General features: G+C 60.6%; 26 protein-coding genes. 8 read left to right on the plus strand and 18 right to left on the minus strand.

What is annotated here, in order from left to right; translation table 11 throughout:
• Positions 1–27: 27 nt before the first annotated feature.
• The 10 genes from PMI36_RS25680 to PMI36_RS25635 all read right to left on the minus strand — a co-directional run bounded on the left by PMI36_RS25680 (position 28) and on the right by PMI36_RS25635 (position 7,015).
• Positions 28–351 carry a DUF3392 domain-containing protein gene (locus tag PMI36_RS25680; RefSeq protein WP_007897907.1) on the minus strand — a complete coding sequence of 108 codons (324 nt, stop codon included), beginning with the start codon at positions 349–351 and terminating at the stop codon, positions 28–30.
• Positions 352–360: 9 nt separating this feature from the next.
• Positions 361–1,566, minus strand: coding sequence for a radical SAM family heme chaperone HemW (hemW, locus tag PMI36_RS25675; protein WP_008068105.1), 1,206 nt, complete (start codon positions 1,564–1,566; stop codon positions 361–363).
• The gene (rdgB, locus tag PMI36_RS25670) at positions 1,563–2,159 is read right to left on the minus strand and encodes an RdgB/HAM1 family non-canonical purine NTP pyrophosphatase (RefSeq protein WP_008068106.1); all 597 of its coding nucleotides are present in this window, start codon (positions 2,157–2,159) and stop codon (positions 1,563–1,565) included. Before rdgB ends, hemW begins: the two co-directional genes overlap by 4 nt.
• Positions 2,156–2,590 carry a DUF4426 domain-containing protein gene (locus PMI36_RS25665; RefSeq protein WP_008068108.1) on the minus strand — a complete coding sequence of 145 codons (435 nt, stop codon included), beginning with the start codon at positions 2,588–2,590 and terminating at the stop codon, positions 2,156–2,158. Before PMI36_RS25665 ends, rdgB begins: the two co-directional genes overlap by 4 nt.
• 26 nt (positions 2,591–2,616) lie before the next feature.
• The gene (metW, locus tag PMI36_RS25660; protein WP_008068110.1) at positions 2,617–3,237 is read right to left on the minus strand and encodes a methionine biosynthesis protein MetW; all 621 of its coding nucleotides are present in this window, start codon (positions 3,235–3,237) and stop codon (positions 2,617–2,619) included.
• A gap of 7 nt (positions 3,238–3,244) precedes the next feature.
• A complete protein-coding gene (metX, locus tag PMI36_RS25655) occupies positions 3,245–4,384 on the minus strand; it encodes a homoserine O-succinyltransferase MetX (protein WP_008068112.1) in 1,140 nt (379 codons plus the stop codon).
• Between the two features lie 184 nt (positions 4,385–4,568).
• Complete coding sequence (locus PMI36_RS25650) at positions 4,569–4,862, minus strand: DUF167 domain-containing protein (protein ID WP_008068114.1); 294 nt, start codon at positions 4,860–4,862, stop codon at positions 4,569–4,571.
• On the minus strand, positions 4,862–5,449 hold the full coding sequence (locus PMI36_RS25645) for a YggT family protein (RefSeq protein ID WP_008068116.1): 588 nt from the start codon (positions 5,447–5,449) through the stop codon (positions 4,862–4,864). Before PMI36_RS25645 ends, PMI36_RS25650 begins: the two co-directional genes overlap by 1 nt.
• A 24-nt stretch (positions 5,450–5,473) precedes the next feature.
• Positions 5,474–6,292 (minus strand): pyrroline-5-carboxylate reductase, encoded by an 819-nt coding sequence (gene proC / locus PMI36_RS25640; RefSeq protein ID WP_008068117.1) that lies wholly within the window; start codon positions 6,290–6,292, stop codon positions 5,474–5,476.
• Between the two features lie 36 nt (positions 6,293–6,328).
• Positions 6,329–7,015 (minus strand): YggS family pyridoxal phosphate-dependent enzyme, encoded by a 687-nt coding sequence (locus tag PMI36_RS25635; protein ID WP_008068119.1) that lies wholly within the window; start codon positions 7,013–7,015, stop codon positions 6,329–6,331.
• A gap of 56 nt (positions 7,016–7,071) precedes the next feature.
• On the opposite strand from PMI36_RS25635, the gene PMI36_RS25630 reads away from it, so the two are divergent.
• Entirely contained in the window at positions 7,072–8,106 is a 1,035-nt protein-coding gene (locus PMI36_RS25630; protein ID WP_007897938.1) for a type IV pilus twitching motility protein PilT, read from the plus strand.
• Positions 8,107–8,249: 143 nt separating this feature from the next.
• On the opposite strand, the gene PMI36_RS25625 is transcribed toward PMI36_RS25630, so the two are convergent.
• On the minus strand, positions 8,250–8,873 hold the full coding sequence (locus tag PMI36_RS25625; protein WP_008068121.1) for a C40 family peptidase: 624 nt from the start codon (positions 8,871–8,873) through the stop codon (positions 8,250–8,252).
• 250 nt (positions 8,874–9,123) lie between these two features.
• On the opposite strand from PMI36_RS25625, the gene PMI36_RS25620 reads away from it, so the two are divergent.
• Positions 9,124–9,555 (plus strand): NINE protein, encoded by a 432-nt coding sequence (locus PMI36_RS25620; RefSeq protein WP_007897940.1) that lies wholly within the window; start codon positions 9,124–9,126, stop codon positions 9,553–9,555.
• 112 nt (positions 9,556–9,667) lie between these two features.
• On the opposite strand, the gene PMI36_RS25615 is transcribed toward PMI36_RS25620, so the two are convergent.
• The 7 genes from PMI36_RS25615 to gshB all read right to left on the minus strand — a co-directional run bounded on the left by PMI36_RS25615 (position 9,668) and on the right by gshB (position 15,749).
• Positions 9,668–10,939 (minus strand): dihydroorotase, encoded by a 1,272-nt coding sequence (locus PMI36_RS25615; protein WP_008068123.1) that lies wholly within the window; start codon positions 10,937–10,939, stop codon positions 9,668–9,670.
• Positions 10,936–11,940 (minus strand): aspartate carbamoyltransferase catalytic subunit, encoded by a 1,005-nt coding sequence (locus PMI36_RS25610; RefSeq protein ID WP_007897943.1) that lies wholly within the window; start codon positions 11,938–11,940, stop codon positions 10,936–10,938. The genes PMI36_RS25615 and PMI36_RS25610 overlap by 4 nt, the downstream gene beginning before the upstream one ends.
• A 27-nt stretch (positions 11,941–11,967) precedes the next feature.
• Entirely contained in the window at positions 11,968–12,471 is a 504-nt protein-coding gene (gene pyrR, locus PMI36_RS25605) for a bifunctional pyr operon transcriptional regulator/uracil phosphoribosyltransferase PyrR (protein ID WP_008068126.1), read from the minus strand.
• A gap of 99 nt (positions 12,472–12,570) precedes the next feature.
• Positions 12,571–13,008 carry a Holliday junction resolvase RuvX gene (ruvX, locus tag PMI36_RS25600; RefSeq protein WP_007897947.1) on the minus strand — a complete coding sequence of 146 codons (438 nt, stop codon included), beginning with the start codon at positions 13,006–13,008 and terminating at the stop codon, positions 12,571–12,573.
• On the minus strand, positions 13,008–13,580 hold the full coding sequence (locus PMI36_RS25595; RefSeq protein WP_032830099.1) for a YqgE/AlgH family protein: 573 nt from the start codon (positions 13,578–13,580) through the stop codon (positions 13,008–13,010). The genes ruvX and PMI36_RS25595 overlap by 1 nt, the downstream gene beginning before the upstream one ends.
• 192 nt (positions 13,581–13,772) lie before the next feature.
• Positions 13,773–14,672 carry an energy transducer TonB gene (locus tag PMI36_RS25590; RefSeq protein ID WP_008068130.1) on the minus strand — a complete coding sequence of 300 codons (900 nt, stop codon included), beginning with the start codon at positions 14,670–14,672 and terminating at the stop codon, positions 13,773–13,775.
• A 105-nt stretch (positions 14,673–14,777) separates the two neighbouring features.
• Positions 14,778–15,749, minus strand: coding sequence for a glutathione synthase (gene gshB, locus PMI36_RS25585; protein ID WP_008068132.1), 972 nt, complete (start codon positions 15,747–15,749; stop codon positions 14,778–14,780).
• A 233-nt stretch (positions 15,750–15,982) separates the two neighbouring features.
• Between gshB and pilG the strand changes: the two genes are divergently transcribed.
• The 6 genes from pilG to PMI36_RS25555 all read left to right on the plus strand — a co-directional run bounded on the left by pilG (position 15,983) and on the right by PMI36_RS25555 (position 25,956).
• A complete protein-coding gene (gene pilG, locus PMI36_RS25580; RefSeq protein WP_008068133.1) occupies positions 15,983–16,387 on the plus strand; it encodes a twitching motility response regulator PilG in 405 nt (134 codons plus the stop codon).
• Positions 16,388–16,444: 57 nt separating this feature from the next.
• A complete protein-coding gene (gene pilH / locus PMI36_RS25575; RefSeq protein ID WP_008068134.1) occupies positions 16,445–16,810 on the plus strand; it encodes a twitching motility response regulator PilH in 366 nt (121 codons plus the stop codon).
• Between the two features lie 10 nt (positions 16,811–16,820).
• The gene (locus PMI36_RS25570) at positions 16,821–17,354 is read left to right on the plus strand and encodes a chemotaxis protein CheW (protein WP_008068135.1); all 534 of its coding nucleotides are present in this window, start codon (positions 16,821–16,823) and stop codon (positions 17,352–17,354) included.
• A 156-nt stretch (positions 17,355–17,510) separates the two neighbouring features.
• Entirely contained in the window at positions 17,511–19,568 is a 2,058-nt protein-coding gene (locus tag PMI36_RS25565; protein ID WP_008068136.1) for a methyl-accepting chemotaxis protein, read from the plus strand.
• 36 nt (positions 19,569–19,604) lie between these two features.
• Positions 19,605–25,505 carry an Hpt domain-containing protein gene (locus PMI36_RS25560; protein WP_008068137.1) on the plus strand — a complete coding sequence of 1,967 codons (5,901 nt, stop codon included), beginning with the start codon at positions 19,605–19,607 and terminating at the stop codon, positions 25,503–25,505.
• The gene (locus PMI36_RS25555; protein ID WP_008068138.1) at positions 25,498–25,956 is read left to right on the plus strand and encodes a chemotaxis protein CheW; all 459 of its coding nucleotides are present in this window, start codon (positions 25,498–25,500) and stop codon (positions 25,954–25,956) included. Before PMI36_RS25560 ends, PMI36_RS25555 begins: the two co-directional genes overlap by 8 nt.
• The last annotated feature ends 186 nt before the right edge of the window (positions 25,957–26,142 follow it).

Genomic DNA, 26,142 nt, shown 5'->3' on the forward strand with positions numbered 1-26,142 from the left:
ACATTTGTTTTGTGTTGTACCTGGAGATCAGCGGCGGTCGGCTACGACGCCGATCAACACCAGCACCACCAGCAACACCGGCGCCAGGCTGTAGTTGTTGAACTGGCTCAGGCCTTTGATGATCCATGGCGTGGCATAGATCAGCGCCACGCCGCTGCCGACCATGCACAGCAGGGCCATCAGCGGGACGCGCAAGGCGCCGGCGATGCTGCCCAGGCGTTGGTCGACCCAGCCCTTGATATCGGCGCCAAACAGGACCAGCAAGCAGCCCACCAGCGCCAGAGAGATTTCCGACAGGTTGCTACGGCTCCAGCGGGACACGGTGGCGAGCAGGTCGAGTACCAGATCCATTCGATTTCCTTATGTCAGAAATTTTTGCAGCAAGTCATTGAGAAAGAGTTGTCCGCGCAGCGTGGCCGCCAGACGTGACGGTTCGACCTGCAACAAGCCACTTTGTTCGGCCTCGCGGCGACCTTCGGCGAGGCTTTCCAGGGGCAGCCCGGTGCGCTCTGGGTACAACCGCGCTTCGACACCCTCGGTCAGGCGCAAGGCGTTCATCAGGAACTCGAACGGCAGTTCTTCGTTGGTCAGGGCTTTCTCGCCGGCCTGGAAGCTTTTGGCCGGGTTGAGATAGTCCTTCGGCAAGCGGGTCTTCCAGGTACGGACGATGCGCCCGTCCGGATGGCTGAGCTTGCCGTGAGCCCCGGCACCGATGCCGATGAAGTCGCCGAAACTCCAGTAATTGAGGTTATGCCGCGCCGGACGACCGGGCAGGGCATAGGCCGAGACTTCGTATTGCGCGTAACCGTGTTCGGCCAGCAGCGCCTGACCGGCCTCTTGAATGTCCCACAGGGTGTCGTCTTCCGGCAGCGTCGGCGGCTGGTTCCAGAACACTGTGTTCGGCTCCAGCGTCAGCTGATACCAAGACAGGTGCGTCGGCTTCAGGGCAATGGCCTGGCGCAGGTCGTTCAGGGCATCGTCCAGGGACTGATCGGGCAAACCATGCATCAGGTCCATATTGAAGTTGTCGAAACCGGCCTGACGCGCCATGCCGGCGGCACGCACGGCTTCATCGCCGTTGTGAATCCGCCCCAGGGCCTTGAGTTTCTCTTCCTGAAAGCTCTGGATGCCGATCGACAGGCGATTGATACCCAGCGCCCGGTAAGCGACGAACTTTTCCTGCTCGAAGGTTCCGGGGTTGGCTTCCAGGGTGATTTCGATGTCGCTGGCAAACGGAATTCGTTGCTCGACGCCCTTGAGCAGGCGACCCAGAGCCGCGGCACTGAACAGACTCGGCGTACCGCCACCGAAAAAGATCGAGCTCAGCTCGCGGCCATAGACCGCATTCAGGTCTTGATCGAGGTCGGCCAGCAGGGCGTCGACATATTCTTCTTCCGGCAGCACGGGGCTGGCGGTGTGGGAGTTGAAGTCGCAATAAGGGCATTTGCGTACACACCACGGGATGTGGATGTACAGCGCCAGGGGCGGCAGCACAGGCAGGGCCGCTCGAGGCGATTGGGCGGCGCCGCCGAAGATCAGCGGCGACGCGGACGAGTCATGGGTCATTTCAAGCCCAGACGCTGGCGCAGCAGATCCATTGCACGGGCGCGGTGACTGATCTGGTTCTTGTCGCTGGGCTTAAGCTCGGCGCTGGAGCACTCGCGCTCCGGCACCCAGAACAGCGGGTCGTAGCCAAAACCGTGTTCGCCGCTGGCCTGGGTCAGGATGCGCCCATGCCACAGGCCTTCGCAGAGGATTGGCAACGGATCGTCGGCATGACGCACCAATGCCAGCACGCAGACGAATTGCGCGCCGCGCTCGGCTTCGGGCACGTCTTTCAAGACGTCGAGCAGTTTGGCGTTGTTCGCCGCATCGCCGTTACCGTCGGCATAACGGGCCGAGTAGATACCCGGCGCACCGCCGAGGAAATCCACCGCCAGCCCCGAATCGTCGGCCAATGCCGGCAGCCCGGAAATGCGCGAGGCATTGCGGGCCTTGAGGATGGCGTTCTCGACGAACGACAGGCCGGTTTCTTCAGGCTCGACACTGCTGAACTCGCCGATCGAGCGCAAGTGCACCGATTCGCCGAGCATGGCCTGGAGTTCCTTGAGTTTGCCGGCGTTGTGGCTGGCCAGTACGAGTTGGGTGAAATTCATCATTGGCCAGGGAAAAGCTCTTGTTGGAAACTGATGGTGTTGGTTTTGTCGCCGGTCTGCACTTTGATGTCAAAGGTGCGGATTTCCTGCTGATCCACCGGGAAGTGGGCGATGTAGTACACCGCGCCTGTTTCGGTGATCTGTTTGAACTTCAACGGGATGCTTTGGCTGGTCAGGTCTTTGACCGTACCGCTGACCTGAGCCGTCTGTGGTTTACCTTCCTTGAGTACCGAGACGTTGATCACGCCCTGATTCTTGCTGCGAGTCAGCTCCGCCGCTTTGGCGATCTCCGGCGTCAGGAAGGTGGAATTGAAGGTGTTGTAATGCACCGTCACGTCGCCAAAGGTTTCCTTGCGCTCGCCCTTGATGACGTCGGCGGCCATGGCGGTGACGCTCAGGCAGGCAGTAAGTAAAAACAGTGCTAGACGACCCATGATCGTTCTCCTCGAAGTGTCGTGATTCAGACCGCGACCTTGTGGTCCGGCAGACCGGGGCTGCTGACGCGGTAGATGCCGATCTCACCTAACAGATTAGGCCATAGCTTACTGGCCCACCCATGCCGATGCTGTTGATCCACGGCAAGCCGATCAATGACCTTGGCTTCACGTTCGCGACACAGCGCTTCAAAGTCTTCGAAAGTGCAGAAGTGGATGTTCGGCGTGTTGTACCAGGTGTATGGCAGAAACTCCGAAACCGGCATCCGGCCCTTGCTCGCCAGGTACCAGCGGCAGCGCCAGTGACCGAAGTTGGGGAAGGTGATAATGCACTGGCGACCGACGCGCAGCATTTCGTCGAGGATCCTGTCCGGGTAGTGCACAGCTTGCAGGGCCTGAGTCATGACCACGATGTCGAAGCTGTTGCTGGCGAAGTTGCCCAGCCCCTTGTCCAGGTCCTGCTCGATGACGTTGATACCCTTGGCCACGCACTCGGCAATGTTGTCCGGGTCGTTTTCCAGGCCGTAGCCGGTGACCTGCTTGTTATCGCGCAGCCAGGTCAGCAACTCGCCGTCACCGCAACCGAGGTCGAGCACGCGGCTGCCGGCGGGGATCCATTCCTGGATGATTTCCAGATCGGCTCTCATGTCTTCCTCAAAGCGCTATACGGTTCATGTAATTGCTGAAGGCCTGCAAATAACGCGGGATCGGAATCAGGAAGGCATCGTGGCCTTGCGGAGCGTCGATCTCCAGGTAGCAGACGTCTTTCCTGGCCGCCATCAGCGCGTCCACCAGTTCCCGCGAGCGGGCAGGGGAGAAGCGCCAGTCGGTGGTGAAGGACATCACGCAGAACCTGGCCTGGGCATTGGCGAAGGTTTTCGCCAGGTCATTGTCGAAGTTCGCCGCCGGGTCGAAGTAGTCCAGTGCCTTGGTCATCAGCAGGTAGGTGTTGGCGTCGAAACGTCCGGAAAACTCTTCGCCCTGATAGCGCAGGTAGCTTTCGACCTGGAACTCGACGCTGTGGAAGTCGTAGTTGAGCTTTTCGCTCTTCAGGCCGCGACCGAATTTCTCGCCCATGGAGTCGTCGGACAGGTAAGTGATGTGCCCGACCATCCGCGCCAGCATCAAGCCGCGCTTGGGGATTACACCCGCTTCCTGGAACGAGCCGCCGTGGAACTCCGGGTCGGTGAGGATCGCCTGACGTGCGACTTCGTTGAACGCGATGTTCTGCGCCGACAGCTTCGGTGCCGAGGCGATGGCCAGGCAGTGCCGCACGCGGTCCGGGTAGGTGATGGTCCACTGCAAGGCCTGCATGCCGCCGAGACTGCCGCCGATTACCGCCGCCCATTGGCGGATGCCGAGCAGGTCGGCGAGGCGTGCCTGGCTGTGGACCCAGTCTTCCACGGTCAGTACCGGGAAATCGGCGCCGAATGGCTTGCCGGTTTCCGGATTGACACTGCTGGGGCCGGTGGAGCCATTGCACCCGCCGAGATTATTCAGGCTGACCACGAAGAACTTGTTGGTGTCGATCGGCTTGCCGGGGCCGATGCAGCTGTCCCACCAACCGGGTTTGCGGTCGTCGGGGCTGTGGAAGCCGGCGGCGTGATGGTGACCGGACAAGGCGTGGCAGATCAGCACGGCGTTGCTCGCCGTAGCGTTCAGCGTGCCGTAGGTTTCGTAGATCAGGTCATAAGCGGGCAGCGAACGTCCGCAGGCCAAAGCCAGGGGTTCACTGAAGTGCGCCAGTTGCGGCGTCACCAGACCAACAGAATCGGGGGGGAAGGCAGCTGGCATCGACCCTGCTCTCATTGAAATGAGGCGTAAGTCTAAAGACCGCTGTGGCTAGCGGCAAGCAAAGGCCGGGCCTGATTTCATTCAGTTAGACCGAGGTGCGCCATTCGCGAGCAAGCCCGCTCCCACAGGAGAACGCATTCCATTGTGGGAGCGGGCTTGCTCGCGAATGCAGCGCCTCGGTGGATCAGGTCTGTCGCACCAGATCCGGCAAATCCGGCAGTTTCTTCGGCGAACAAATCCGCACCCGTTTCTGCCGGTTCAGCTCTCCGCTGATCAAACTCACCTGACTCTTGGAAACCCCGAACGCCTTGGCCAGAAACGCCATCAGGTACGCATTGGCCTTGCCTTCAACAGGCGGTGCGGTCAGGCGGATCTTCAGGCGATCACCATGCAGCCCGCAGAAATCATCGCTGCGGGCCGCCGGTTGCAGGTGACATTCCAGAATCAGGTCATCACCGTCCCAGCGAAAGTAGCTCATCAGATCAGGCCGAGCAGCCCCTGCGGCATGAGGGCATAGTACGCAAGGCGTGGGATCAGCCAGCTTTGCAGCAACTGGATCGCGATAAACGCGAAGATCGGCGAGATGTCGAGGCCGCCCAGGTTCGGAATGATTCGGCGGAACGGCGCGAGTACCGGTTCAGTAATCTGCGCGACCAGCTCTGCGCCCGGGTTGTGGCTGCCGGGAGCGACCCAGGACAGGATCACACTGATGATCATCGCGTAGAACAGAACACTCAGGAACAGCGAGAAGATTGCGATCAGTGCCCAAGGCACCAAAAGCAGCAAATCGACCTCGAAGCCCTTCAGCAGCAGGATGACTGCTATCAGCACCATCTGCACGATCAGCGCCAGTACCAGTGACGACATGTCCAGCCCGAACATGCTCGGGATGACCCGGCGCAAGGGCTTGAGCAGCGGTTGAGTGGCTTTCACGATGAACTGGCAGAGCGGATTGTAAAAATTCGCCCGAACCAATTGCAGGATGAAGCGCATCAGCACGATCAGCAGGTACAGGCTGCCCAAGGTTTTGATGATGAAAATGGCAGCGTCATTGAGTCCGAGCATCATTGATTCCTTTGTAAGAGCTGATTAGCGACCCAGTTGTTCGGCCATCTCGGCCGAGCGGTGCGCAGCGGCGCCGAGTGCTTTTTCCACCAGGGCTTCGAAACCACCGGCCTGGAACGACTTGATCGCCGCTTCGGTAGTGCCCGCAGGCGACGTCACGCGACGACGCAGTTCAGCCGCGTCGACATCGCTTGCGACTGCCATGTGTGCAGCACCCAAAGCGGTTTGCACGGTCAGTTGTGCGGCGATGTCCGCTGGCAGGCCGAGCTTCACGCCAGCGGCGGTCATGGCTTCGATCAGCAGGAAGAAATACGCCGGGCCTGAGCCGGAAACGGCGGTGACCGCGTCCAGTTGCTGTTCTTCGTTCAGCCACAGGGCAATGCCAACCGCCGACAGCAGCTCTTCAGCTTGCTGGCGTTGTTCGGCGCTCACTTCGCTGGTGGCGAACAAACCGCTCACGCCCTGACGCAGCAGCGCCGGAGTGTTAGGCATGCAGCGCACGATAGGCTGGGCGCCAAGCCAGTTTTTCATGCTGGCGCAGGTGATGCCGGCCGCAATCGAGACCACCAGTTGATTCGGCGCAAGGCTTGGGCGAATGGCTTCGCACACGGCTTTCATCGCCTGGGGTTTGACCGCCAGCACGATCACGTCCACGCCCTGAATGGCGTCGGCGTTGTCGGCAAACACTTCGATGCCGTGTTCGGCGCTCACGCGGGCACGGGTTTCTTCACCCGGATCGCTGGCGCGGATTTGCGCGGCGTCCAGACCTTTGGCGCGCAGGCCGCCGATCAGGCTGGCGGCCATGTTGCCGGCTCCGATAAAGGCAATACGAGTCTTGCTCATGTCAGGTCCTTATAAAGAGAGGTGTCAGCCATTGTTTCAAGACTGGCCGTAGTCGCGGGCACCAAACAGGGCCGTTCCGATACGGACCCAAGTGGCGCCCATGGCAATGGCCGACTCGAGGTCGTGGCTCATGCCCATGGAAAGTGTGTCGAGTGGCAGGTTCAGGCTGGCTTGCAGGCTCTGCACGGCAGCAAAGGCTGCATCCTGGGCGGCGCGATCTTCAGTCGGCTCCGGAATCGCCATCAGCCCGCGTAATTTCAAGCGCGGCAGAGCGCTGATGGCATTGGCCAAGGCGGGCAGATCGGCCGGGGTGCAGCCGGACTTGCTGGCTTCACCACTGACGTTGACCTGGATGCAGATGTTCAATGGAGGCAAATCGGCGGGACGTTGTTCGGACAGCCGTTGTGCGATTTTCAAGCGATCCACGGAATGCACCCAGTCGAAATGCTCGGCGATAGCGCGAGTCTTGTTCGATTGAATGGGGCCGATGAAGTGCCAGATCAAGGGCAGGTCGGCCAATTCGAGCTGTTTGCCCAAGGCTTCCTGCAGGTAGTTTTCGCCAAAGTCGCGGATCCCGGCGGCGTGGGCTTCACGCAGGGCTTCGGCGGGTTTGGTCTTGCTCACGGCTAGCAGCTGGATGCTGTGCTCGTTGCGCCCGGCGGCGAGGGCGGCAGCACGGATGCGTGAACTAACCTGAGCGATGTTGTCTGCTATCGTGGACATCAAGAGGCGCCAGCGGTCTGAAGGTTCGCGGCATTCTACTGGAATTGAGGAGCGCTATGGATATCACTGAGCTGCTGGCTTTCAGCGCCAAACAAGGCGCGTCTGACCTGCACCTGTCCGCCGGCCTGCCGCCGATGATCCGTGTCGACGGCGATGTGCGACGCATCAACCTGCCGGCCCTGGATCACAAGGAAGTGCATGAGCTGATCTACGACATCATGAACGACCTCCAGCGGGTGGACTTCGAGAAGCATCTTGAAACCGACTTTTCCTTCGAAGTGCCCGGCGTGGCGCGTTTTCGGGTCAATGCCTTCAACCAGAATCGGGGTGCGGGCGCGGTATTCCGGACCATCCCGTCCAAGGTTCTGAGCATGGACGATCTGGGGATGGGGGAAGTGTTTCGCAAGATTACCGAAGCGCCCCGGGGCCTGGTGCTGGTGACCGGCCCGACCGGTTCGGGCAAGTCCACCACGTTGGCGGCGATGATCGATTACCTGAACAACCATCGCCATCACCACATCCTCACCATCGAAGACCCGATCGAGTTCGTCCACGAATCGCGCAAATGCCTGATCAATCAGCGCGAAGTCCATCGCGATACCCGCAGCTTCGCCACGGCGCTGCGCTCGGCCCTGCGCGAAGACCCGGACGTGATTCTGGTAGGGGAAATGCGGGATCTGGAGACTATTCGGCTGGCATTGACTGCCGCCGAAACGGGTCACCTGGTATTCGGCACGCTGCACACCACGTCGGCGGCGAAAACCATCGACCGGGTGGTGGACGTGTTTCCGGGCGACGAAAAATCGATGGTGCGCTCGATGCTCTCCGAGTCGTTGCTGGCGGTGGTGTCGCAGACATTGATCAAGAAAATCGGCGGCGGGCGAATTGCCGCCCACGAAATCATGCTCGGCACTTCGGCGATCCGTAACCTGATCCGCGAAGACAAGGTGGCGCAGATGTATTCGTCGATTCAGACCGGAGGGTCGCTGGGGATGCAGACGCTGGATATGTGCCTGAAGGAGTTGGTGACCAAGGGCGTGATCAGCCGCGAGCATGCGCGGGAGAAGGCGCGCTCGCCAGATAATTTTTGAGGGGGAGTTGTAGCGCTTTCACAGACGCCTTCGCGAGCAAGCCCGCTCCCACATTGGAACGCATTCTAATGTGGGAGCGGGCTTGCTCGCGAAGAGGCCATCATGTTCAAGGCAGATCTCGGGTCTGCTCCGGAGCGCTCAAATCAGCGCTGAACAACCCGCAATTCGTTCTGTTCTTTCGGCAGAACCCGCTTGGCAACCACGTAGTGGCTTTCCCAATACGGTTTCTTCAGCGTGTCGATGCTCACCGACTTGCCACGGCGTGGTGCGTGGATGAAGCGGTCGTTGCCCAGGTAGATGGCAACATGATTGACCCGGCGGCTCTTGATGTTGAAGAAAATCAGGTCGCCTGGCTTCAGATCGTTGCGATCGACCTTCTCGCCATGGCCGCTGGCCATGGCGTTGGAGGTACGAGGCAGGTCAAACGTGGCGTCGTTGAACGCGTATTTCACCAGACCGCTGCAATCGAACCCTTTACTAGGGCTGCTGCCGCCCCAACGATAAGGCGTACCGAGCACGTTTACCGCGCGGCTCAACACGTTGCTGCTTTCCTTGCTGGCCATTGGCGGTACCAGCTTGCGGTTAGCGCTGCTCAGTTGGGTGGAGCGTTTTACTGTCTGTTTGTTGTTTTTGCTTGAAGGAGCAGAAACATGGGATTTTGGGGTGTAACCATTAACGTTAGGAAGACGTTGCTCACGATTGGTGGCGTGGGCGGCCAGGGGCAATAATAGGCAAATGGTTAGCCATGTCTTGAAAAATGGACGCATTAGGCAGGGCTCATATGGGTGAACGCGCAACTTTATAACAGCTTTTTTGGCCCTTCCGAGGCCGTTGGTCGATTCAAACGGCGGGCCACGGAACTAAATAAGCGGAAAAATTGACGCGGTTGTCGGACAAAAGTCAGGTATTACAAGGCTTTGACAGGAATGAAGTTAGCATTTGCCGTATGTCGGCCGCCTGTAAAAAAGTCACAAAGAATTCAAGAATATTTCTCTATCGTGTGAGTCGAGGTCATCCATGAACACCTATCAACACCCCGTTTCAGAGCAAGACACACACAGCAAAGTGATTGGTTACCTGTTGTGGATTTTCGGTTTTACCGGGGCTCACCGCTTCTATTACGGCAAGCCGGTGACCGGGACAATCTGGTTTTTTACCTTCGGTTTGCTGGGTATCGGCTGGTTGATCGACCTGTTTCTGATCCCCTCCATGGACCGTGAAGCGGACCTGCGCTTTACCGCTGGCCCCATCGAATACAACGTTGCGTGGATTCTGCTGACGTTTCTGGGGGTATTCGGTGTGCACCGGATGTATCAGGGGAAATGGATCAGCGGTTTGCTGTATCTGGTGACAGGCGGGGTGTTCTTTCTGGGGGTGTTGTATGACTTCTGGACGTTGAATGACCAGGTGTCTATTCGCAATGCGCAGAACAGAGGCGCCTTCCAGTAAGCCTTCGCGAGCAAGCCCGCTCCCACATGTGTTTTCGGTCGTACACAAATTCTGTGTTCGCTGAAGGTCAAATGTGGGAGCGGGCTTGCTCGCGAATGCAGGCAGCGCGATGTTAAGCCTGGTGGCTGATCCGCCCATCCACCAGGGTGTAACGCACCACACCCGGCAGGCTGTGGCCAATGAACGGGCAGTTTTCGCCCTTCGACAGCCAGGTTTCACCGGCCACGGTCGAGGCCGCAGGGTCGAACAGCACGATATCTGCCGGCCCTCCCACCGCCAATTTGCCCGCTGGTAAACGCAATGCTTCGGCAGGACCGGCGCTCAAGCGTGCGAGTAGCGTTGGCAGATCCAGCAAACCGTCTTCTACCAATGTCATTGCCAGCGGCAGCAGCAGTTCAACACTGCTGATGCCCGCTTCGGTGGCACCGAACGGCGCCAGTTTGGCATCGCGTTCATGGGGCTGGTGATGGCTGGAGATGGCTGACACCACCCCCGACTTCACCGCTGCCCGCAGGCCGTCGCGGTCCGCACGAGTGCGCAGCGGCGGCTGGACGTGATAGAGGCTGCTGAAGTCGATCAGCGCTTCGTCGGTGAGGATCAGTTGATACAACGCCACGTCCGCCGTGACCTTCAGGCCACGGGCCTGGGCTTGGGCGATCAGCGCCACACCGCGGGCGCTGGTGAGCTGGCTGAAGTGTGCGCGCACGCCGCTTTGCTCGACCAGCAGCAGATCGCGGGCCAGGGCTACGGTTTCAGCGGTTTCCGGAATGCCCGGCAAACCGAGGAAACTCGCAGTCGGGCCTTCGTGAGCCAGGCCACCTTCGGCCAGATCATGGTCCTGCGAGTTGAAAATTACCGTCAGGTCGAACGTCGCTGCGTATTCCAGCGCCCGACACAGGGTGCGGGTGTTGCGAAAGCTCTCCAGACCGTTGCCGAAGGCCACACAACCGGCATCGCGCAAGGCGACCAGTTCGGCCAGCTGTTCGCCATCCAGGCCTTTGCTCAGGGCGCCGATCGGGAAGACTTTGGTGTTGCCGGCTTCGCGGGCGCGGTCGAGGATCAGTTCGGCCACGGCGGAGGTGTCCAGCACCGGTTTGGTTTTCGGCGGGCAGCACAGGCTGGTCACGCCACCGGCAGCAGCTGCGCGGGTTTCGCTGGCGATCGAGCCTTTGCGGCTGTAACCCGGCTCGCGCAGGGCGACGTTCAGGTCAACCAGGCCGGGGGCGGCCACCAGACCTTTGGCGTCGATGGTGTCTACTGCAACGAAACCCGCCGGAGCGGCGCCGAGGGCGACGATCTTGCAGGCTTCAACGTGGATATCAGTCACTTGATCCAGGCCGCTGGCCGGATCGATAACGCGTGCGCCGAGAATGCTGAGCTTCACTGGGCGTTCTCCTGCTCGAATTGGCGCTGGGCTGTTTGCCCGCTCATGGCCATGGACAGCACAGCCATACGAATCGCGATGCCGTAGGTCACCTGGTTGAGGATCACCGAGTGCGGACCGTCGGCCACCGCCGACTCAATCTCTACTCCACGGTTGATCGGCCCCGGGTGCATGACGATGCAATCCGGTTTGGCCCCGGCCAGGCGCGCGGTGGTCAGGCCGAACAGGCGGTAGAACTCGCCTTCGCTCGGCAGCAGGCCGCCGGTCATGCGTTCACGCTGCAGGCGCAGCATGATCACCACGTCGACGTCTTTCAGGCCTTCGGTCATGTCGGTGTAGACCTTCACACCGTACTGCTCGATGCCGATCGGCAGCAGGGTTTTCGGCGCGATCACGCGGATGTCCGGGCAGCCGAGGGTTTTCAGGGCCAGCATGTTCGAGCGCGCTACCCGCGAGTGCAGGATGTCGCCGACGATGGCCACCGAAAGGTTTTCGAAGCCGCCCTTGTGCCGACGAATAGTGAGCATGTCGAGCATGCCCTGGGTCGGGTGGGCATGACGGCCGTCGCCGCCGTTGATGATCGCCACTTGCGGGCAGACATGCTCGGCGATGAAGTGCGCCGCGCCGGAATCACCGTGACGCACGACGAACATGTCGGCGGCCATGGCTTCCAGGTTGCGCAGGGTGTCGAGCAGGGTTTCGCCCTTGCTCGCCGACGACGTGGACACGTTCAGGGTGATCACGTCGGCCGACAGCCGTTGGGCCGCCAGTTCGAAGGTGGTGCGGGTGCGGGTGGAGTTCTCGAAGAACACGTTGCACACGGTCTTGCCGCGCAGCAACGGGACTTTCTTCACCGCCCGGGCGCCGACTTCGAGGAACGAGTCGGCGGTGTCGAGGATTTCCGTCAGCAGCTCGCGGCGCAAACCGTCGAGCGAGAGGAAGTGGCGCAGCTGGCCCTGATCATTGAGCTGCAGCGGGCGCTTGGTTTCTAGAGGCGTCATCGCGAGGGGGACTCTCAATAGGGCGAATTAAAGGGCGAGGTCTTGAAGTTCGAGCTTGAGTTCCGGGCCGGACAGTTTCACGCGTTCGTGGGCCGCCAGCGACAGCGTCGCGCCAACCACGTTCGGCCGGATCGGCAGTTCACCGGCATCCAGGTCCAGCAGGCATACCAGCGTCACACTGGCCGGGCGGCCATAGTCGAAGAGTTCGTTCATCGCGGCGCGAATGGTCCGACCGCTCATCAGCACGTCATCGATCAGCACCAGGTGCTGGCCTTCGATCTCGAACGGCAGCGCCGATGGGCGTACTTGTGGGTGCAGGCCGTTCTGGCTGAAGTCGTCGCGGTAGAACGAAACATCCAGGGTGCCCAGGGGCGAATCGCTACCCAGTTCATCGAGCAACGCCTGCGCGACCCAGACGCCACCGGTCCGAATGCCGATGTAACGCGGTTCGCTGATGCCCCGTTTGGCCAGATAGGTGTCAAGACGGATCGCCATCTGGCTGATCAGTTCGGCGGGATTGGGCAGGCTCATGGTTTGCTCCTTCTTTGTCCCGAGCCGGATGCCGCTTGAGTGGTGGCTCGGGTTGTAGCTAAGGGAGACGCCGCAGCGGCTCTTCAGAATTAGGTGCGGTCAGGATTCGAACAGCGCTGTGTTTTCGTCGAGCCAGCCTTGCAGCAGCAGGGCGGCGGCGATGGCATCGACCGGGTTGTCGCGGTAACTGCCTTTCTGGCCGCCACGGACCAGGCGTTCGCCCTTGGCCTCGAAGGTGGTCAGGCGCTCGTCGTGAGTATAAAAGGGCAGGTTGTAGCGGCCATTCAAGCGCCGGGCGAACTTCTCGGCCCGCAGGCACATGTCGCTGGGTGTGCCGTCCATGTTCAGCGGCAGGCCGACCACCACAGCGTCGGGTTTCCACTCTTTAATCAGCGCTTCGACCTGATTCCAGTCAGGAATGCCGTTTTGCGCCTTCAAGGTGCACAGCTCGCGGGCCTGGCCGGTAATCACCTGACCGACCGCAACGCCGATCTGTTTGGTGCCGTAGTCGAAACCCAAAATCAACCGCAGGGCCATCAGGCGTGCCCCGCCTGGCTGGTGAGCAGACTGAGGTTGATACCCAGATGCTTGGCCGCCGCTTCAAGGCGTAATTCGCTGCTGGTATTGAACAGGATGTCGGCGTTGAACGGGCAGGTCAGCCAGGCGTTGTCGGCCAGTTCGGCTTCCAGTTGCCCGGCTTCCCAACCGGCGTAGCCAAGGGTGATCACACTTTTCGTGGGGCCAACGCCGTCGGCGATGGCGAACAGCACGTCCTGGGAGGTCGACAGGGACAATTCGCCTTCCAGATCAACGGTCGCCTGAAAAGATTTGCCCGATGGGTGCAGGACAAAACCGCGATCGGTTTGCACCGGGCCACCCATAAAGATAGGCACATGCTGGCAGAGCACTGGTGGTTCGATATCGGGGCGCAATTGCTCGAGGATATCGGCCAGGTTCAGATCCTGCGGGCGGTTGACCACCAGCCCCATGGCACCATTGGCCGTGTGCTCGACGATGTAGGTCAAGGTGTGCGCAAAGTTCGGGTCGGCCATGTGAGGCATGGCGATCAGGAAGTGATGCTTGAGGTAGCTGGGGCTGACGTTCTTCATGAGCGCTAGTGTGGCGTTGGAGGGGCGAACTGACAAGCTGAGGATGCACAGGAAATGCCCCAAATACTCCTGATAACACAGATCAAATGTGGGAGCGGGCTTGCTCGCGAAGAGGCCGGCCCATTCAACATTGATGTCGACTGACCCGACGCCTTCGCGAGCAAGCCCGCTCCCACAAGGGTTTTACGCGGGTCAATTACTGGACAACCGGTCCCCACGCGCAAATTTCCACGTCCGAATAATTTCCAGACGATCGATGTCTGACAGATCCCCGGTAAACGGTGCAAACGGCGCCGCGAGCCTTACGATGCGCTGCGCCGCCTGGTCCAGCAGCGGCTGGCCGGAAGATTCCAGCACCAGCACTTCATACAGCGAGCCGTCGCGGTTGATCGAGACCATCAGTCGCAAATTCCCATAAATCTGTTTGCGTCGGGCTTCGTCGGGGTAGTTGAGGTTGCCGATGCGCTCGACCTTCTTGCGCCATTCATCTTTGTACCAGGCGCCCTTGTCGCGCATGGTCGACGCGGCGCTCAAGCGGTGGATGCGCGGGCGCTTGGCGTACAGCTGTTGTTCACTGGCCAGTTCCGCTTCCAGGCTGGCGATGTCGCTGGACAGCTGTGCGCTGTCGAAGGTAGGTGCCACGACCTTGGGTTTGGTCTCGGTCTTGATCTCTTCGCGCTTGGTCGCGGTTTTTTTCGGTTTCGGCGCGACGGTCGTCACGGCTGCCTTGGGGGCTGCTTCCGGCACTTGAGGCGTGGCGGTTGGCGGTGGGGTGACTGGCTGCACCTTGTTGTCCTGGAAGGGCGCGACCTCGGTGGTCTTGGGCGTCGCCTTTTTTTCCAGGGTGCCGCTGCCTTCCTGGTTTTCCTGGGCGAGAAAGTCAGCTTTTTCCGGCTTCTTTTCGCTTTTGAACGTGGCGAGGGTGATTTCCAGGGTTTTGCTGATTTGCTGGGGTTCGACCATGGAGAACCCGACGCCCAACAGCAAGGCCAGGTGAATCAGCGCCGCGAGAAACAGGGTGAAACCGAGGCGATCAGCCGGGCGCACACCAAGGTGGGCGAGTTCAGGGGGCAGATCGGACGGGAGTGTCATAACCAAAAACCAACATAGAGTTTTCACGAGCCCGGCATGATAACGCAATGTTGGTTTTTAGCTTCAAGCTACAAGTTTCAAGCGACAAGCTGTATGCCGCGTGCTTCAAGCTTGCGGCTTGAGGCTTGCAACTTGCAGCTTTTTCTCTATGGCATCCATCAGAAGGCCACCAATGTCGGTGCCGAACGCGTTATCGATCTCGCGAATGCAGGTCGGGCTGGTGACGTTGATTTCGGTCAGATGCTCACCGATCACGTCGAGACCGACGAACAGCAAGCCCTTCTCACGCAGGGTCGGGCCGACTTGCGCGGCGATCCAGCGATCTTTCTCTGTCAGCGGTCGGGCTTCGCCACGGCCACCGGCGGCGAGGTTGCCACGGGTTTCACCGAGCGCGGGAATCCGTGCCAGGCAGTAATCCACTGGTTCGCCATCGATCATCAGGATGCGCTTGTCGCCATCAACGATTGCCGGCAGGTAACCCTGGATCATGATTTGCTGACGGCCATGCAAGGTCAGGGTTTCGAGGATCACCGACAGGTTCGGGTGGCCAGCGGTGTGACGGAAGATCGACGAGCCGCCCATGCCGTCCAGCGGCTTGAGGATCACGTCACCGTGATGGTCGGCGAATTCACGCAACACGTCGGGGCGACGGCTGACGATGGTCGGCGGCGTGCACTGCGGGAACAGCGTGGCGAAGAGCTTTTCGTTGCAGTCACGCAGGCTTTGCGGCTTGTTGACCACCAGTACGCCAGCACTTTCCGCTTGTTCCAGCAAATACGTGGAGTAGACGAACTCCATGTCGAACGGCGGATCCTTGCGCATCAGGATCACGTCCAGATCGCTCAGCAGCGCGTCGCTTTCGGTACCCAGTTCAAACCATTTTTCCGGGTTGGCGAACACCTTCAGCGGACGCATCCGTCCGCGAGCCTCGCCTTCAGCCTGATACAAATCGCGCTGTTCCATATAGAACAGTTCCCAGCCACGCTTTTGCGCGGCCAGCAGCATGGCCAGCGAGCTATCCTTTTTATAGGAGATGCTGGCGATAGGATCCATGACAATCCCGACGCGAACGCTCATGGGGTTTTCCTCGAAATTGGGGTGGAAAGTGTTGTGAAAAAGTGGCGTCAGAGTGGCGCTGAGTGTGTTCCCGGTCAAGGAAAAACCACCGCCGGGGTCGCCCGATAGATTGGATGGGGAGACTGTGCTAAAAAGGCTGCCATGCCCTGTTGGCCCTTAAGTATCAAGGGTTTCGAGCCAGCGATGAGCGGCAAACGGACAATTTGATTCACAAAGGCGACGGTAGAGCCACTATGGAACAGCATTCCAGCGCCTTGAAGGTCATGGTGATCGATGATTCGAAAACGATTCGTCGCACCGCCGAAACGCTGTTGAAAAACGTGGGCTGTGAAGTCATCACCGCAATCGATGGTTTCGATGCCCTGGCCAAGATTGCCGACAATCACCCCGGCATCATCTTTGTCGACATCATGATGCCGCGTCTGGATGGTTATCAGACCTGCGCTTTAATCAAGAACAACAGTGCGTTCAAGTCCACGCCAGTGATTATGCTGTCGTCCAAGGACGGGTTGTTCGACAAGGCCAAGGGGCGGATCGTCGGTTCCGACCAGTTTTTGACCAAGCCTTTCAGCAAGGAAGAACTGCTGAACGCGATTCAGGCCCATGTACCGGGCTTCACCGCCGTTTCGCCGCAGTAGGACACGCACAGTGACGCTCGGCCATGGGGCCCGGTGTCGACAAGAATGGGGAAGACCATGGCACGTATTCTGATCGTCGATGACTCGCCGACCGAAATGTACAAACTGACCGGCATGCTCGAAAAGCACGGTCATGAGGTGTTGAAAGCCGAAAACGGCGCCGACGGCGTGGCCCTGGCCCGTCAGGAAAAACCCGATGCGGTGTTGATGGACATCGTCATGCCCGGCCTTAACGGTTTCCAGGCGACCCGTCAGCTGACCAAAGACCCGGAAACCGGGCACATTCCGGTGATCATCATTACCACCAAGGATCAGGAAACCGACAAAGTCTGGGGCACGCGCCAGGGCGCCAAGGACTACCTGACCAAACCGGTCGACGAAGAGACCCTGATCAAGACTCTGAACAACGTGCTGGCCGGTTGATCGTCCGGTCATGACCGAGTCGCTGACGGCTTTCGAATTGCTGCTGCAGATCGACCAGCGCTGTCGTCTGCTGGCGGCGGACTTGCCGTCCCAGCCAACCCGACAGGACAGCTGGAGCGGCATCGGCTTTCGCTTGGGCGAGCATTGGTACGTCGCGCCCATGGGCGAAGTCAGCGAAGTCCTGCACGAACCGCGTGTTACCCAATTGCCGGGCGTCAAGCCCTGGGTCAAGGGCGTGGCTAACCTGCGCGGGCGATTGTTGCCGATCATGGATTTGAGTGGCTTCATCGGTCATGAACTGTCGAATCTGCGCAAGCAGCGGCGGGTTTTGGTGGTGGAGCACAACGAGGTGTTTGCCGGGTTACTGGTCGATGAAGTGTTTGGCTTGCAGCACTTTGCCCAGGACAGTCTGGAACCGGTAGATACCTTGAGCGGCCCGATTGCACCGTTCATCAAAGGCCGGTTTCAGCGTGAGCAGAATTGGCAGGTATTCAGCCCGTTTGCGTTGGCGCAGTCGCAGAGCTTCATGAACGTAGCGCTGTAACCGGAATGACGCAGATCCAATGTGGGAGCGGGCTTGCTCGCGAAGGCGGTGGGTCAGTCGGCATTGATGTTGAATGAATGACCGCTTTCGCGAGCAAGCCCGCTCCCACAGGGTTCTCGGCAAGGTTCACAGATGTTGGTTAACAGGCGAGGACCGATGATAAAAGCTAAAACAGGCAAGCCAGAAGGGTCGCGCAGTCGGTCGCAGATCATCGCGCTGTTCATCGCGTTGATCGTCTTCATCATGCTGCTGTTCGCCAACTTCGCGTACCTCAACACCCAGGCGAATTACGACAAACAGTACATCGGCCACGCCGGTGAGCTGCGCGTGCTGTCCCAACGCATCGCCAAGAACGCCACCGAAGCCGCCGCAGGCAAGGCCGCGGCGTTCAAGTTGCTCAGCGATGCGCGCAACGACTTCGCCCAGCGTTGGGGCTATCTGAAGAAAGGCGATCCTTCCACCGGCCTGCCGCCGGCACCGTCCACCGTGCGCCCGGAAATGCGCGCCGTGCAGCTGGATTGGGAGCGTTTGCTGAAAAACACCGACGCCATTCTCTCCAGCGAGCAGACCGTGTTGTCTTTGCATCAAGTCGCCGCAACACTGGCCGAAACCGTGCCGCAGTTGCAGGTCGAGTATGAGAAGGTCGTCGAAACCCTCCTGCAACGTGGCGCCCCGGCCACTCAAGTGGCGATGGCCCAGCGTCAGTCGCTGCTGGCCGAGCGGATTCTTGGTGCGGTGAATACCGTGTTGTCCGGCGATGAAAATTCGCAGCAGGCGGCCGACGCTTTCGGTCGCGACGCGGCGCGTTTCGGCCTGGTGCTCAACGGCATGCTTCAAGGCAATGCGGCACTGAAAATCAGCCAGGTCGAAGACCGTGATGCGCGCGCCCGGCTGACCGAGATTTCCGAACTGTTCGAATTCGTCTCGGGTTCGGTGGATGAAATCCTCGAAACCTCGCCGGAGCTGCTCAAGGTCCGCGAATCGGCCACCAATATTTTTACCCTGTCGCAAACCCTGCTCGATGAAGCTTCACACCTGGCCAGCCGATTCGAAAACCTCGCTGGCGGGCGTAACACCGGCACTATCGGTGGTTATGTACTGGGCTTGCTGGCGCTGATGTCGATCATCCTCATCGGCTTGGTGATGGTGCGCGAAACCAACCGTCAACTGCGTGAAACCGCCGAGAAGAACGAGCGCAACCAGAACGCGATCATGCGTTTGCTGGACGAAATCGAAGACCTCGCCGATGGCGACCTGACCGTGACCGCCTCGGTGACCGAAGACTTCACCGGGACCATCGCTGATTCGATCAACTATTCCGTCGACCAACTGCGCGATCTGGTGGCGACCATCAACCTCACTGCCGGCCAGGTCGCCGCCGCCGTGCAGGAAACCCAGGCCACCGCCATGCACCTGGCCCAGGCTTCGGAGCATCAGGCGCAGCAGATTTCCGAAGCCTCCACGGCCATCAATGACATGGCCCAGTCCATCGATCAGGTCTCGGCCAACGCCGCCGAATCCTCAGCGGTGGCCGAACGCTCGGTGGAGATCGCCAACAAGGGCAACGAAGTGGTGCACAACACCATTCATGGCATGGACAATATTCGCGAGCAGATTCAGGACACCGCCAAGCGCATCAAGCGGCTGGGTGAGTCTTCTCAGGAAATTGGCGACATTGTCAGCCTGATCGATGACATTGCCGATCAGACCAACATCCTCGCCCTCAACGCGGCGATTCAGGCGTCCATGGCCGGTGACGCCGGGCGCGGTTTTGCGGTGGTGGCCGACGAAGTACAGCGTCTGGCCGAACGTTCATCCGCGGCGACCCGACAGATCGAAACGCTGGTGCGGGCGATTCAGGCCGACACCAACGAAGCGGTGATTTCCATGGAACAGACCACCACCGAAGTGGTGCGCGGCGCGCGTCTGGCGCAGGATGCCGGGGTGGCCCTGGAAGAAATCGAAGGCGTATCGAAGACCCTTGCGGCATTGATCCAGAGTATTTCCAACGCCGCGCAGCAACAGACTTCGTCGGCCGGCCAGATTTCCCTGACGATGAACGTGATCCAGCAGATCACCACGCAGACCTCGTCCGGCTCCACCGCCACCGCCGAGAGCATCGGTAACCTGGCGAAAATGGCCAGCCAACTGCGGCGTTCGGTGTCCGGTTTCACCTTGCCGGCCGCTAAAGCGCAGGCTGTGGACAAAGCTTGAACCGCCTCAGGGCGTATGCATTTGATTGGAGTAGTTATGGGTGATCGGCACGACTATGTGGCCCTCGAGTGGGTCAAAGGCGAGATTGCCGAAACGCTGAAACAGGCTCATCAGGCGATCGAAACCCTGATCGACGATCCACAGGCGACGCACACGCTGAGTGAGTGTCTGGCCTGTGTCCATCAGGTCCACGGTAGCTTGCAGATGGTCGAGTTCTACGGCGCGGCCTTGCTCGCCGAAGAGATCGAGCAGTTGACCAGCGCCTTGCAGCAGAACCGCGTCAGCCATCGTGACGAGGCGATCCATCTGTTACTGCAAGCCCTGGGGCAATTGCCGACTTACCTCGACCGGGTGCAAGGTGCCCGTCGTGACTTACCGCTGGTGGTGTTGCCGCTGCTCAACGACCTGCGCAGCGCCCGTGGCGAAAGCCTGTTGTCGGAAACCAGCCTGTTCAGCCCGCAACTGCCGGAGCTGCTACCTCTGGGCCCAGAGGCCTTGGCGCTGCTGGAACCGTCCGACTTGCCGAATGTGCTGCGCAAATTGCGGCAAATGTTGCAGATGTCCCTGGTCGGTTTGTTGCGCGAACAGGATGACGAAACCCACTTCGGTTATCTGGCGAGGGTTTTTGCGCGCCTCGAAGCGCTGTGCGACAACGCGCCCTTGAGCCCGTTATGGCAAGTCGCTTCAGCACTGGTCGAAGGCATGCGCAATGGCTCGATTGCCAACAGCCCGGCGTTGCGCAGCTTGTTCAAGGACGCCGACAAAGAGCTCAAGCGTTTGCTCGAACAGGGCATGCCCGCAATCAATCAACCGGCACCGCCGGAGCTGCTCAAGAGTTTGTTGTTCTATATTGCCAAGGCCGAACACCCCACCGGGCAGATGCTGACCATGAAAGATCGCTACTCACTTGACGATGCGCTACCCGACGGCGCGATGGTCGATGAAGAACGGGCAAGGCTGGCCGGCCCTGACCGCGACGCCATGCGTTCGGTATTGGCGGCGCTGTGCGAAGAGCTGGTGCGGGTCAAGGAGCGCCTGGACTTGTTCGTGCGCAGCGACCGTCAGCACACCTCGGACCTCGAAAGCCTGCTGGCGCCCCTGCGGCAAATCGCCGACACCCTGGCGGTGCTCGGTTTCGGCCAGCCGCGCAAGGTCATCATCGATCAACTGGCAGTGGTGCTGAGCCTCGCTCAGGGCCAGCGTGAACCCAACGACGCGACCCTCATGGACGTCGCCGGGGCCTTGCTTTACGTCGAAGCGACCCTGGCCGGCATGGTCGGTACCGTGGAGCCGGAAAGCCAGGAAGACAGCCGTCTGCCGACCACCGACCTGACGCAGATCCACCAGATCGTGATCAAGGAAGCACGCATTTGCCTGCAACAGGCCAAGGACATGATCGTCGACTACATCGACGCCGACTGGGACCGCCAGCATTTGCAACCCTTGCCGGCGTTGCTGACCCAGGTGCGCGGCGCGTTGGCGATGATTCCGCTGGCCCGCGCGGCGAGCCTGGTCGAGACCTGCAACGGCTTCATCCGCGAACATCTGCTGGTGGACCCGGGCCAGCCCGGCTGGCAGCAACTGGACAGCTTGGCCGACGTCATCACCAGCATCGAATATTACCTGGAGCGCCTCAGCGACGACCCCGAAGCGCCGGGGGAACACCTGCTCGACGTCGCGGAAAAAGGCCTGGCCTCGCTCGGCTTCTTTCCCATCGAACAGCAGCCGATGCTCAAGGATGTGCTCAGCCCCAGTGAAGCCCTGGTCATGCAGGACATGCAGGAGCTGGACGACCCCGAAACCGTTCAGTCTCTGGCCGATGTGCTGGCCAGCCCGGTGTCGTCCGTCAACCCGCCAGCCCTGACGACGCCGGGTAGCCTGTTGCCGCCGCCCGCCGGTGAAGAACCGGTGGACGATGAGCTGCGGGACGTCTTCCTCGAAGAGACTGACGAGGTGCTGGAAATCCTCGAGGAGTATCTGCCGCGCTGGTCGGCCAGTCCCGACAGCACATCGGTCTTGAGTGAACTACGCCGCGCCTTCCACACCCTCAAAGGCAGTGGCCGGATGGTCCGCGCGCTGGTGCTGGGTGAGTTGGCCTGGGCGGTGGAAAACCTGCTCAATCGCGTGCTGGAACACAGCGTTGCACCTTCGCCTGCAGTGCAACAACTGGTGGGCGATGCGCTGAAGCTGTTGCCGGAACTGGTGGCCGAGTTCGCCGCCAATGCCCAGCGCCAACGCAACGATGTCGATCAATTGGCCGCCCGCGCCCATGCCCTCGCCAAGGGTGATAAGCCGGTGTCCGATGAGGACGTGCAGGATGTCGCGGCGCTCGATCCACTGTTGCTGGAGATCTTCCGCAACGAAGCCGAAACTCATTTGAGCAGCCTCAATCGCTTCCTCGACCAAGCTGCCGAACACGTACCGCTTCAGGCCAGCGACGAGTTGCAGCGGGCCTTGCACACCCTGAAGGGCAGCGCCTCGATGGCCGGCGTGCTGCCGATTGCCGAGTTGGCGGCGTCGCTGGATGAACTGGCCCGGGAGTACAAGGCGCACCGGATTGCCCTCGACCTGGACGAAGTTGAATTGCTGCTGGAAGCCGAAGGGCTGTTCCGCCTTGGGCTGCGACAACTCAAGAGCGACCCGCTGGCTGAAATCCCCGACGCTCGCTCGCTGATTGAGCGAACCCAGGCATTGCTGGCCGAGCGTCTGCAAAGCCTGTTGAGCACGCCCAATACGAAGCAGCGCATCAAGCGCGATCCGCAACTGATCAACAACTTTCTCGCTCAGGGCATGGACATCCTGCTGGACGCCGAAAGCCTGTTGCAGCGCTGGCAGCAGCATCCCGGCGAGCGGCAGGAACTCAGTGCGCTGCTCGACGAACTGACCACCCTCGGCGAAGGCGCGCACTTGGCCGATCTGCATCCGGTGGATGAACTCTGCGAAGCATTGCTCGATCTGTATGGCGCGGTGGAAGAAAGCAGCCTGGCGGTCAGCGACCGATTTTTTCATGAGGCGCAAAGTGCCCATGAAGCGCTGATCAACATGCTCGACGAACTGGCCGCCGGCCAGGAAGTCACTGCCCAACCGCAGCGGGTGCGGGCCTTGCGCGGCTTGCTCGATGAGAGTCTCGATCCATCCGCCATGGGCCTGATCCGCAGTGACGGCAGCCGCACCCTGAGCATCCGCGAACTGGGCAGCGCCACCGCCGAACTGGAGCAGAGCGCGACGCAGGTGGAGCTGGACGACGAAATCGTTTCGATCTTCCTTGAAGAAGCGGTGGATATCCTCGAGAGCGCTGGTCAGGCTTTGCAGCGCTGGCTGAGTGACCCGGACAACGCCGCGCCGTTGTTGTCCTTGCAGCGCGATTTGCACACCCTCAAGGGCGGTGCGCGGATGGCCGAGGTCGAACCGGTCGGCGATCTGGCCCATGAACTTGAAAGCCTTTACGAAGGCCTGGTGGACCGCCGTTACAGTCACAGCGAAACGCTGGCGCAGTTGCTGCAGCAGAGCCATGACCGACTGGCCATGTTCCTTGATCAGTTGCAGCACAACCGTCCATTGGGTGATCCGGGCGAGTTGATCCAAGCCATTCGCGAGTTTCGTCAGGGCAATGCCGGCAGCGCCGAGGTGATCGAACCAGCGGCGAGCAATGACTCGGCGGGTCATGATTCCGAGCTTCTGGAGATCTTCCTCGAGGAAGGTTTCGACATCATTGAAAACTCCGGTGCGGCGCTGTTGCGCTGGCAGGCCGAGCCGTCGAGTCGCCAGGAAATGGAAACCCTGCTACGCGACTTGCACACCCTCAAGGGTGGCGCGCGAATGGTGGAAATTGCGCCGATTGGCGACCTGGCCCATGAGCTGGAATTTCTCTACGAAGGCTTGTCGGCTGGCATGCTGCAACCCACCGCCGAGCTGTTCTCGCTGTTGCAACGCAGCCATGACCGACTGGCGCAGATGCTCGACGCCACCCGCGCCGGTCAGCCATTGCCGCCGGCCGATCGGCTGATCGATGCGATCAAGAATTTCAGCCATCCGGCGGTGCCCGAAACATCGGCACCCGTGACGCAGCCCGTAGCGCCCAAAGCCGAGCCAACCGCGCTGCAACCCGAAGGCACCGATACGGTCAAGGTCTCGGCGGAATTGCTCGATGACTTGGTCAATCTGGCCGGGGAAACTTCAATCTTCCGCGGGCGCATCGAACAACAGGTCAACGACGCACGGGTGGCGCTGAGCGAGATGGAAACCACCATCGAGCGCATGCGCGATCAGTTACGCCGCCTCGATACCGAAACCCAGGGGCGGATTCTCAGCCGTCAGCAAGTCGACGCCGAACGCCTGGGCTACGAAGAATTTGACCCGCTGGAGATGGACCGTCACTCGCAGCTGCAACAGTTGTCGCGGGCGCTGTTCGAGTCTGCCTCCGACCTGCTCGACCTCAAGGAAACCCTCGAACGGCGCAATCACGACGCGGAAAACCTGCTGCAACAGCAGGGCCGCATCAACACCGAATTGCAGGAAGGCCTGATGCGTACGCGCATGGTGCCGTTCGAGCGAATGCTGCCGCGTTTGAAACGCATCGTTCGGCAGGTCGCCAGCGAACTGGGCAAGGACGTGGACTTCATCGTTGGCAACGCCGAAGGCGAGATGGACCGCAACGTCCTCGAACGCATGGCCGCGCCGTTGGAACACATGCTGCGCAATGCCGTCGACCATGGGCTGGAATCGGCCGAGGTACGTATTGCGGCCGGCAAACCGGCTCAGGGCAAGATCACCCTCGACCTGTCGCGAGAGGGCGGCGACATCATTTTCGACATCCGCGACGACGGTGCCGGCGTGCCGCTGGACGCCGTGCGGCGCAAGGCGATCAAGCGCGGGTTGCTCGACCCGGACAGCGACATCAGCGACCGCGACGTGCTGCAATTCATCCTGCAACCGGGGTTCTCCACCGCCGAGAAAATCACTCAGATCTCCGGGCGTGGCGTCGGCATGGACGTGGTTCACGAAGAAGTCCGGCAGCTCGGCGGCGGCATGACCATAGACTCTGTGCCAGGGCAGGGCGTGCACTTCCGGATTCGCCTGCCGTTCACCGTGTCGGTCAACCGCGCGTTGATGGTGCAATGCGGGGAGGATCAATACGCGATCCCGCTGAACACCATCGACGGCATCGTTCGTGTGTTGCCCAACGAACTCGAAGGGCATTACCGGCTCGATCCGCCGACCTACGAATACGCCGGGCAACGTTACGAGTTGTGCTACCTCGGCGAGCTGCTGAAAACCAGCACCCGCCCAAAACTGCTGGGCCAGAGCCTGCCGTTGCCGGTGTTGCTGGTGCAGTGCAACGAGCGACATGTCGCGGTGCAGGTGGATGCCATGGCCGGTACCCGGGAAATCGTGGTCAAAAGCCTTGGCCCGCAGTTCGCCGCAGTGCAGGGTTTGTCCGGCGCGACGATTCTGGGCGATGGCCGGGTGGTGCTGATTCTCGACTTGCTGGCGCCGATCCGCGCGATGCAAGCACAGGTGCCGAAGCGGCCTGTGACTCAAGAGGTCGAGCCCGAGCCGCAACGGCCGTTGCTGGTGCTGGTGGTCGACGATTCGGTCACCGTGCGCAAGGTCACCAGCCGTTTGCTGGAACGCCACGGTATGAACGTGCTGATCGCCAAGGACGGTGTCGACGCCATGTTGCTGCTCGAAGAGCACATGCCCGACCTGATGCTGCTGGACATCGAAATGCCGCGCATGGACGGCTTCGAAGTGGCGACCCAGGTGCGCGCCGACGAACGCTTGCGGCATCTGCCGATCATCATGATCACCTCCCGTACCGGCCAGAAACACCGCGACCGCGCCATGGCCATCGGCGTCAACGACTACCTCGGCAAGCCATATCAGGAATCGGTGCTGCTCGACAGCATCGCCCGCTGGAGCAAAACCCATGCATGAACACCGCTCCAGCAACCTCACTGGGCTTTTATTGCCCTTGGCTGATCGCAACCTGATCCTGCCCAACGTCGCTGTCGCCGAACTCATTGATTACCAACCCGGCGCCTTCGACCTCGATACACCTCCGTGGTATCTGGGGTTGGTGAAGTGGCGGGATCGGCAGATTCCGTTGCTTAGTTTTGAGTCGGCGTGTGGCAACAAAGTGGTGATCGGTGAGCGAGCACGGATCGTCATCCTCAATGCCCTCGGTGGGCGGCCTGAGCTGAAGTTCATTGCGTTGCTGGTGCAGGGGATTCCGCGGTCTTACAAGCTGGATAGCCAGTTGAGCTATGTGGATGTGCCGTTATGTGCGCTGGAGCAGGCAGCGGTGCAGGTGGGGGAGCAAGTGGCCAAGGTGCCTGACTTGCTCGCGCTGGAGGAGCTGTTGGTTACAGCTGGTTTGGCCAACTGATCCGGATATTGTGGTGATTTCACCGGCCTCATCGCGGGCAAGCCCGCTCCCACAGGTATTGTGGATGACTCAGGATTTGAGCACGGCACGGACACTGTGGGAGCGGGCTTGCCCGCGAAGGCGGCCTTCAACTTGCCAAAGACCTCACTGTTAAGCCCTGGCCCGAGCCTTCATCTGCAACGACTC

Source organism: Pseudomonas sp. GM79, from assembly GCF_000282495.1.
In the GTDB taxonomy this organism is placed as follows: Bacteria; Pseudomonadota; Gammaproteobacteria; order Pseudomonadales; family Pseudomonadaceae; genus Aquipseudomonas.

Excerpts from the sequence above, each read along its gene's own strand:
- pyrR (WP_008068126.1), bottom strand. The coding sequence starts at position 12,471 with ATGAGCCTGCCCAATCCCGCCGAACTGATCAGCCAGATGGCGATCCGT.
- gshB (WP_008068132.1), bottom strand. The coding sequence starts at position 15,749 with ATGAGCGTTCGCGTCGGGATTGTCATGGATCCTATCGCCAGCATCTCC.
- PMI36_RS25610 (WP_007897943.1), bottom strand. The coding sequence starts at position 11,940 with ATGACGCCTCTAGAAACCAAGCGCCCGCTGCAGCTCAATGATCAGGGC.
- metX (WP_008068112.1), bottom strand. The coding sequence starts at position 4,384 with ATGCCAGCTGCCTTCCCCCCCGATTCTGTTGGTCTGGTGACGCCGCAA.
- rdgB (WP_008068106.1), bottom strand. The coding sequence starts at position 2,159 with ATGATGAATTTCACCCAACTCGTACTGGCCAGCCACAACGCCGGCAAA.
- PMI36_RS25570 (WP_008068135.1), top strand. The coding sequence starts at position 16,821 with ATGACCGAGTCGCTGACGGCTTTCGAATTGCTGCTGCAGATCGACCAG.
- ruvX (WP_007897947.1), bottom strand. The coding sequence starts at position 13,008 with ATGGCCCTGCGGTTGATTTTGGGTTTCGACTACGGCACCAAACAGATC.
- PMI36_RS25680 (WP_007897907.1), bottom strand. The coding sequence starts at position 351 with ATGGATCTGGTACTCGACCTGCTCGCCACCGTGTCCCGCTGGAGCCGT.
- pilG (WP_008068133.1), top strand. The coding sequence starts at position 15,983 with ATGGAACAGCATTCCAGCGCCTTGAAGGTCATGGTGATCGATGATTCG.
- PMI36_RS25590 (WP_008068130.1), bottom strand. The coding sequence starts at position 14,672 with ATGACACTCCCGTCCGATCTGCCCCCTGAACTCGCCCACCTTGGTGTG.
- PMI36_RS25665 (WP_008068108.1), bottom strand. The coding sequence starts at position 2,590 with ATGGGTCGTCTAGCACTGTTTTTACTTACTGCCTGCCTGAGCGTCACC.
- PMI36_RS25620 (WP_007897940.1), top strand. The coding sequence starts at position 9,124 with ATGAACACCTATCAACACCCCGTTTCAGAGCAAGACACACACAGCAAA.
- hemW (WP_008068105.1), bottom strand. The coding sequence starts at position 1,566 with ATGACCCATGACTCGTCCGCGTCGCCGCTGATCTTCGGCGGCGCCGCC.
- PMI36_RS25595 (WP_032830099.1), bottom strand. The coding sequence starts at position 13,580 with ATGAAGAACGTCAGCCCCAGCTACCTCAAGCATCACTTCCTGATCGCC.
- PMI36_RS25625 (WP_008068121.1), bottom strand. The coding sequence starts at position 8,873 with ATGCGTCCATTTTTCAAGACATGGCTAACCATTTGCCTATTATTGCCC.
- proC (WP_008068117.1), bottom strand. The coding sequence starts at position 6,292 with ATGAGCAAGACTCGTATTGCCTTTATCGGAGCCGGCAACATGGCCGCC.
- pilH (WP_008068134.1), top strand. The coding sequence starts at position 16,445 with ATGGCACGTATTCTGATCGTCGATGACTCGCCGACCGAAATGTACAAA.
- PMI36_RS25560 (WP_008068137.1), top strand. The coding sequence starts at position 19,605 with ATGGGTGATCGGCACGACTATGTGGCCCTCGAGTGGGTCAAAGGCGAG.
- metW (WP_008068110.1), bottom strand. The coding sequence starts at position 3,237 with ATGAGAGCCGATCTGGAAATCATCCAGGAATGGATCCCCGCCGGCAGC.
- PMI36_RS25630 (WP_007897938.1), top strand. The coding sequence starts at position 7,072 with ATGGATATCACTGAGCTGCTGGCTTTCAGCGCCAAACAAGGCGCGTCT.
- PMI36_RS25635 (WP_008068119.1), bottom strand. The coding sequence starts at position 7,015 with ATGTCCACGATAGCAGACAACATCGCTCAGGTTAGTTCACGCATCCGT.
- PMI36_RS25565 (WP_008068136.1), top strand. The coding sequence starts at position 17,511 with ATGATAAAAGCTAAAACAGGCAAGCCAGAAGGGTCGCGCAGTCGGTCG.
- PMI36_RS25645 (WP_008068116.1), bottom strand. The coding sequence starts at position 5,449 with ATGCTCGGACTCAATGACGCTGCCATTTTCATCATCAAAACCTTGGGC.
- PMI36_RS25555 (WP_008068138.1), top strand. The coding sequence starts at position 25,498 with ATGCATGAACACCGCTCCAGCAACCTCACTGGGCTTTTATTGCCCTTG.
- PMI36_RS25650 (WP_008068114.1), bottom strand. The coding sequence starts at position 4,862 with ATGAGCTACTTTCGCTGGGACGGTGATGACCTGATTCTGGAATGTCAC.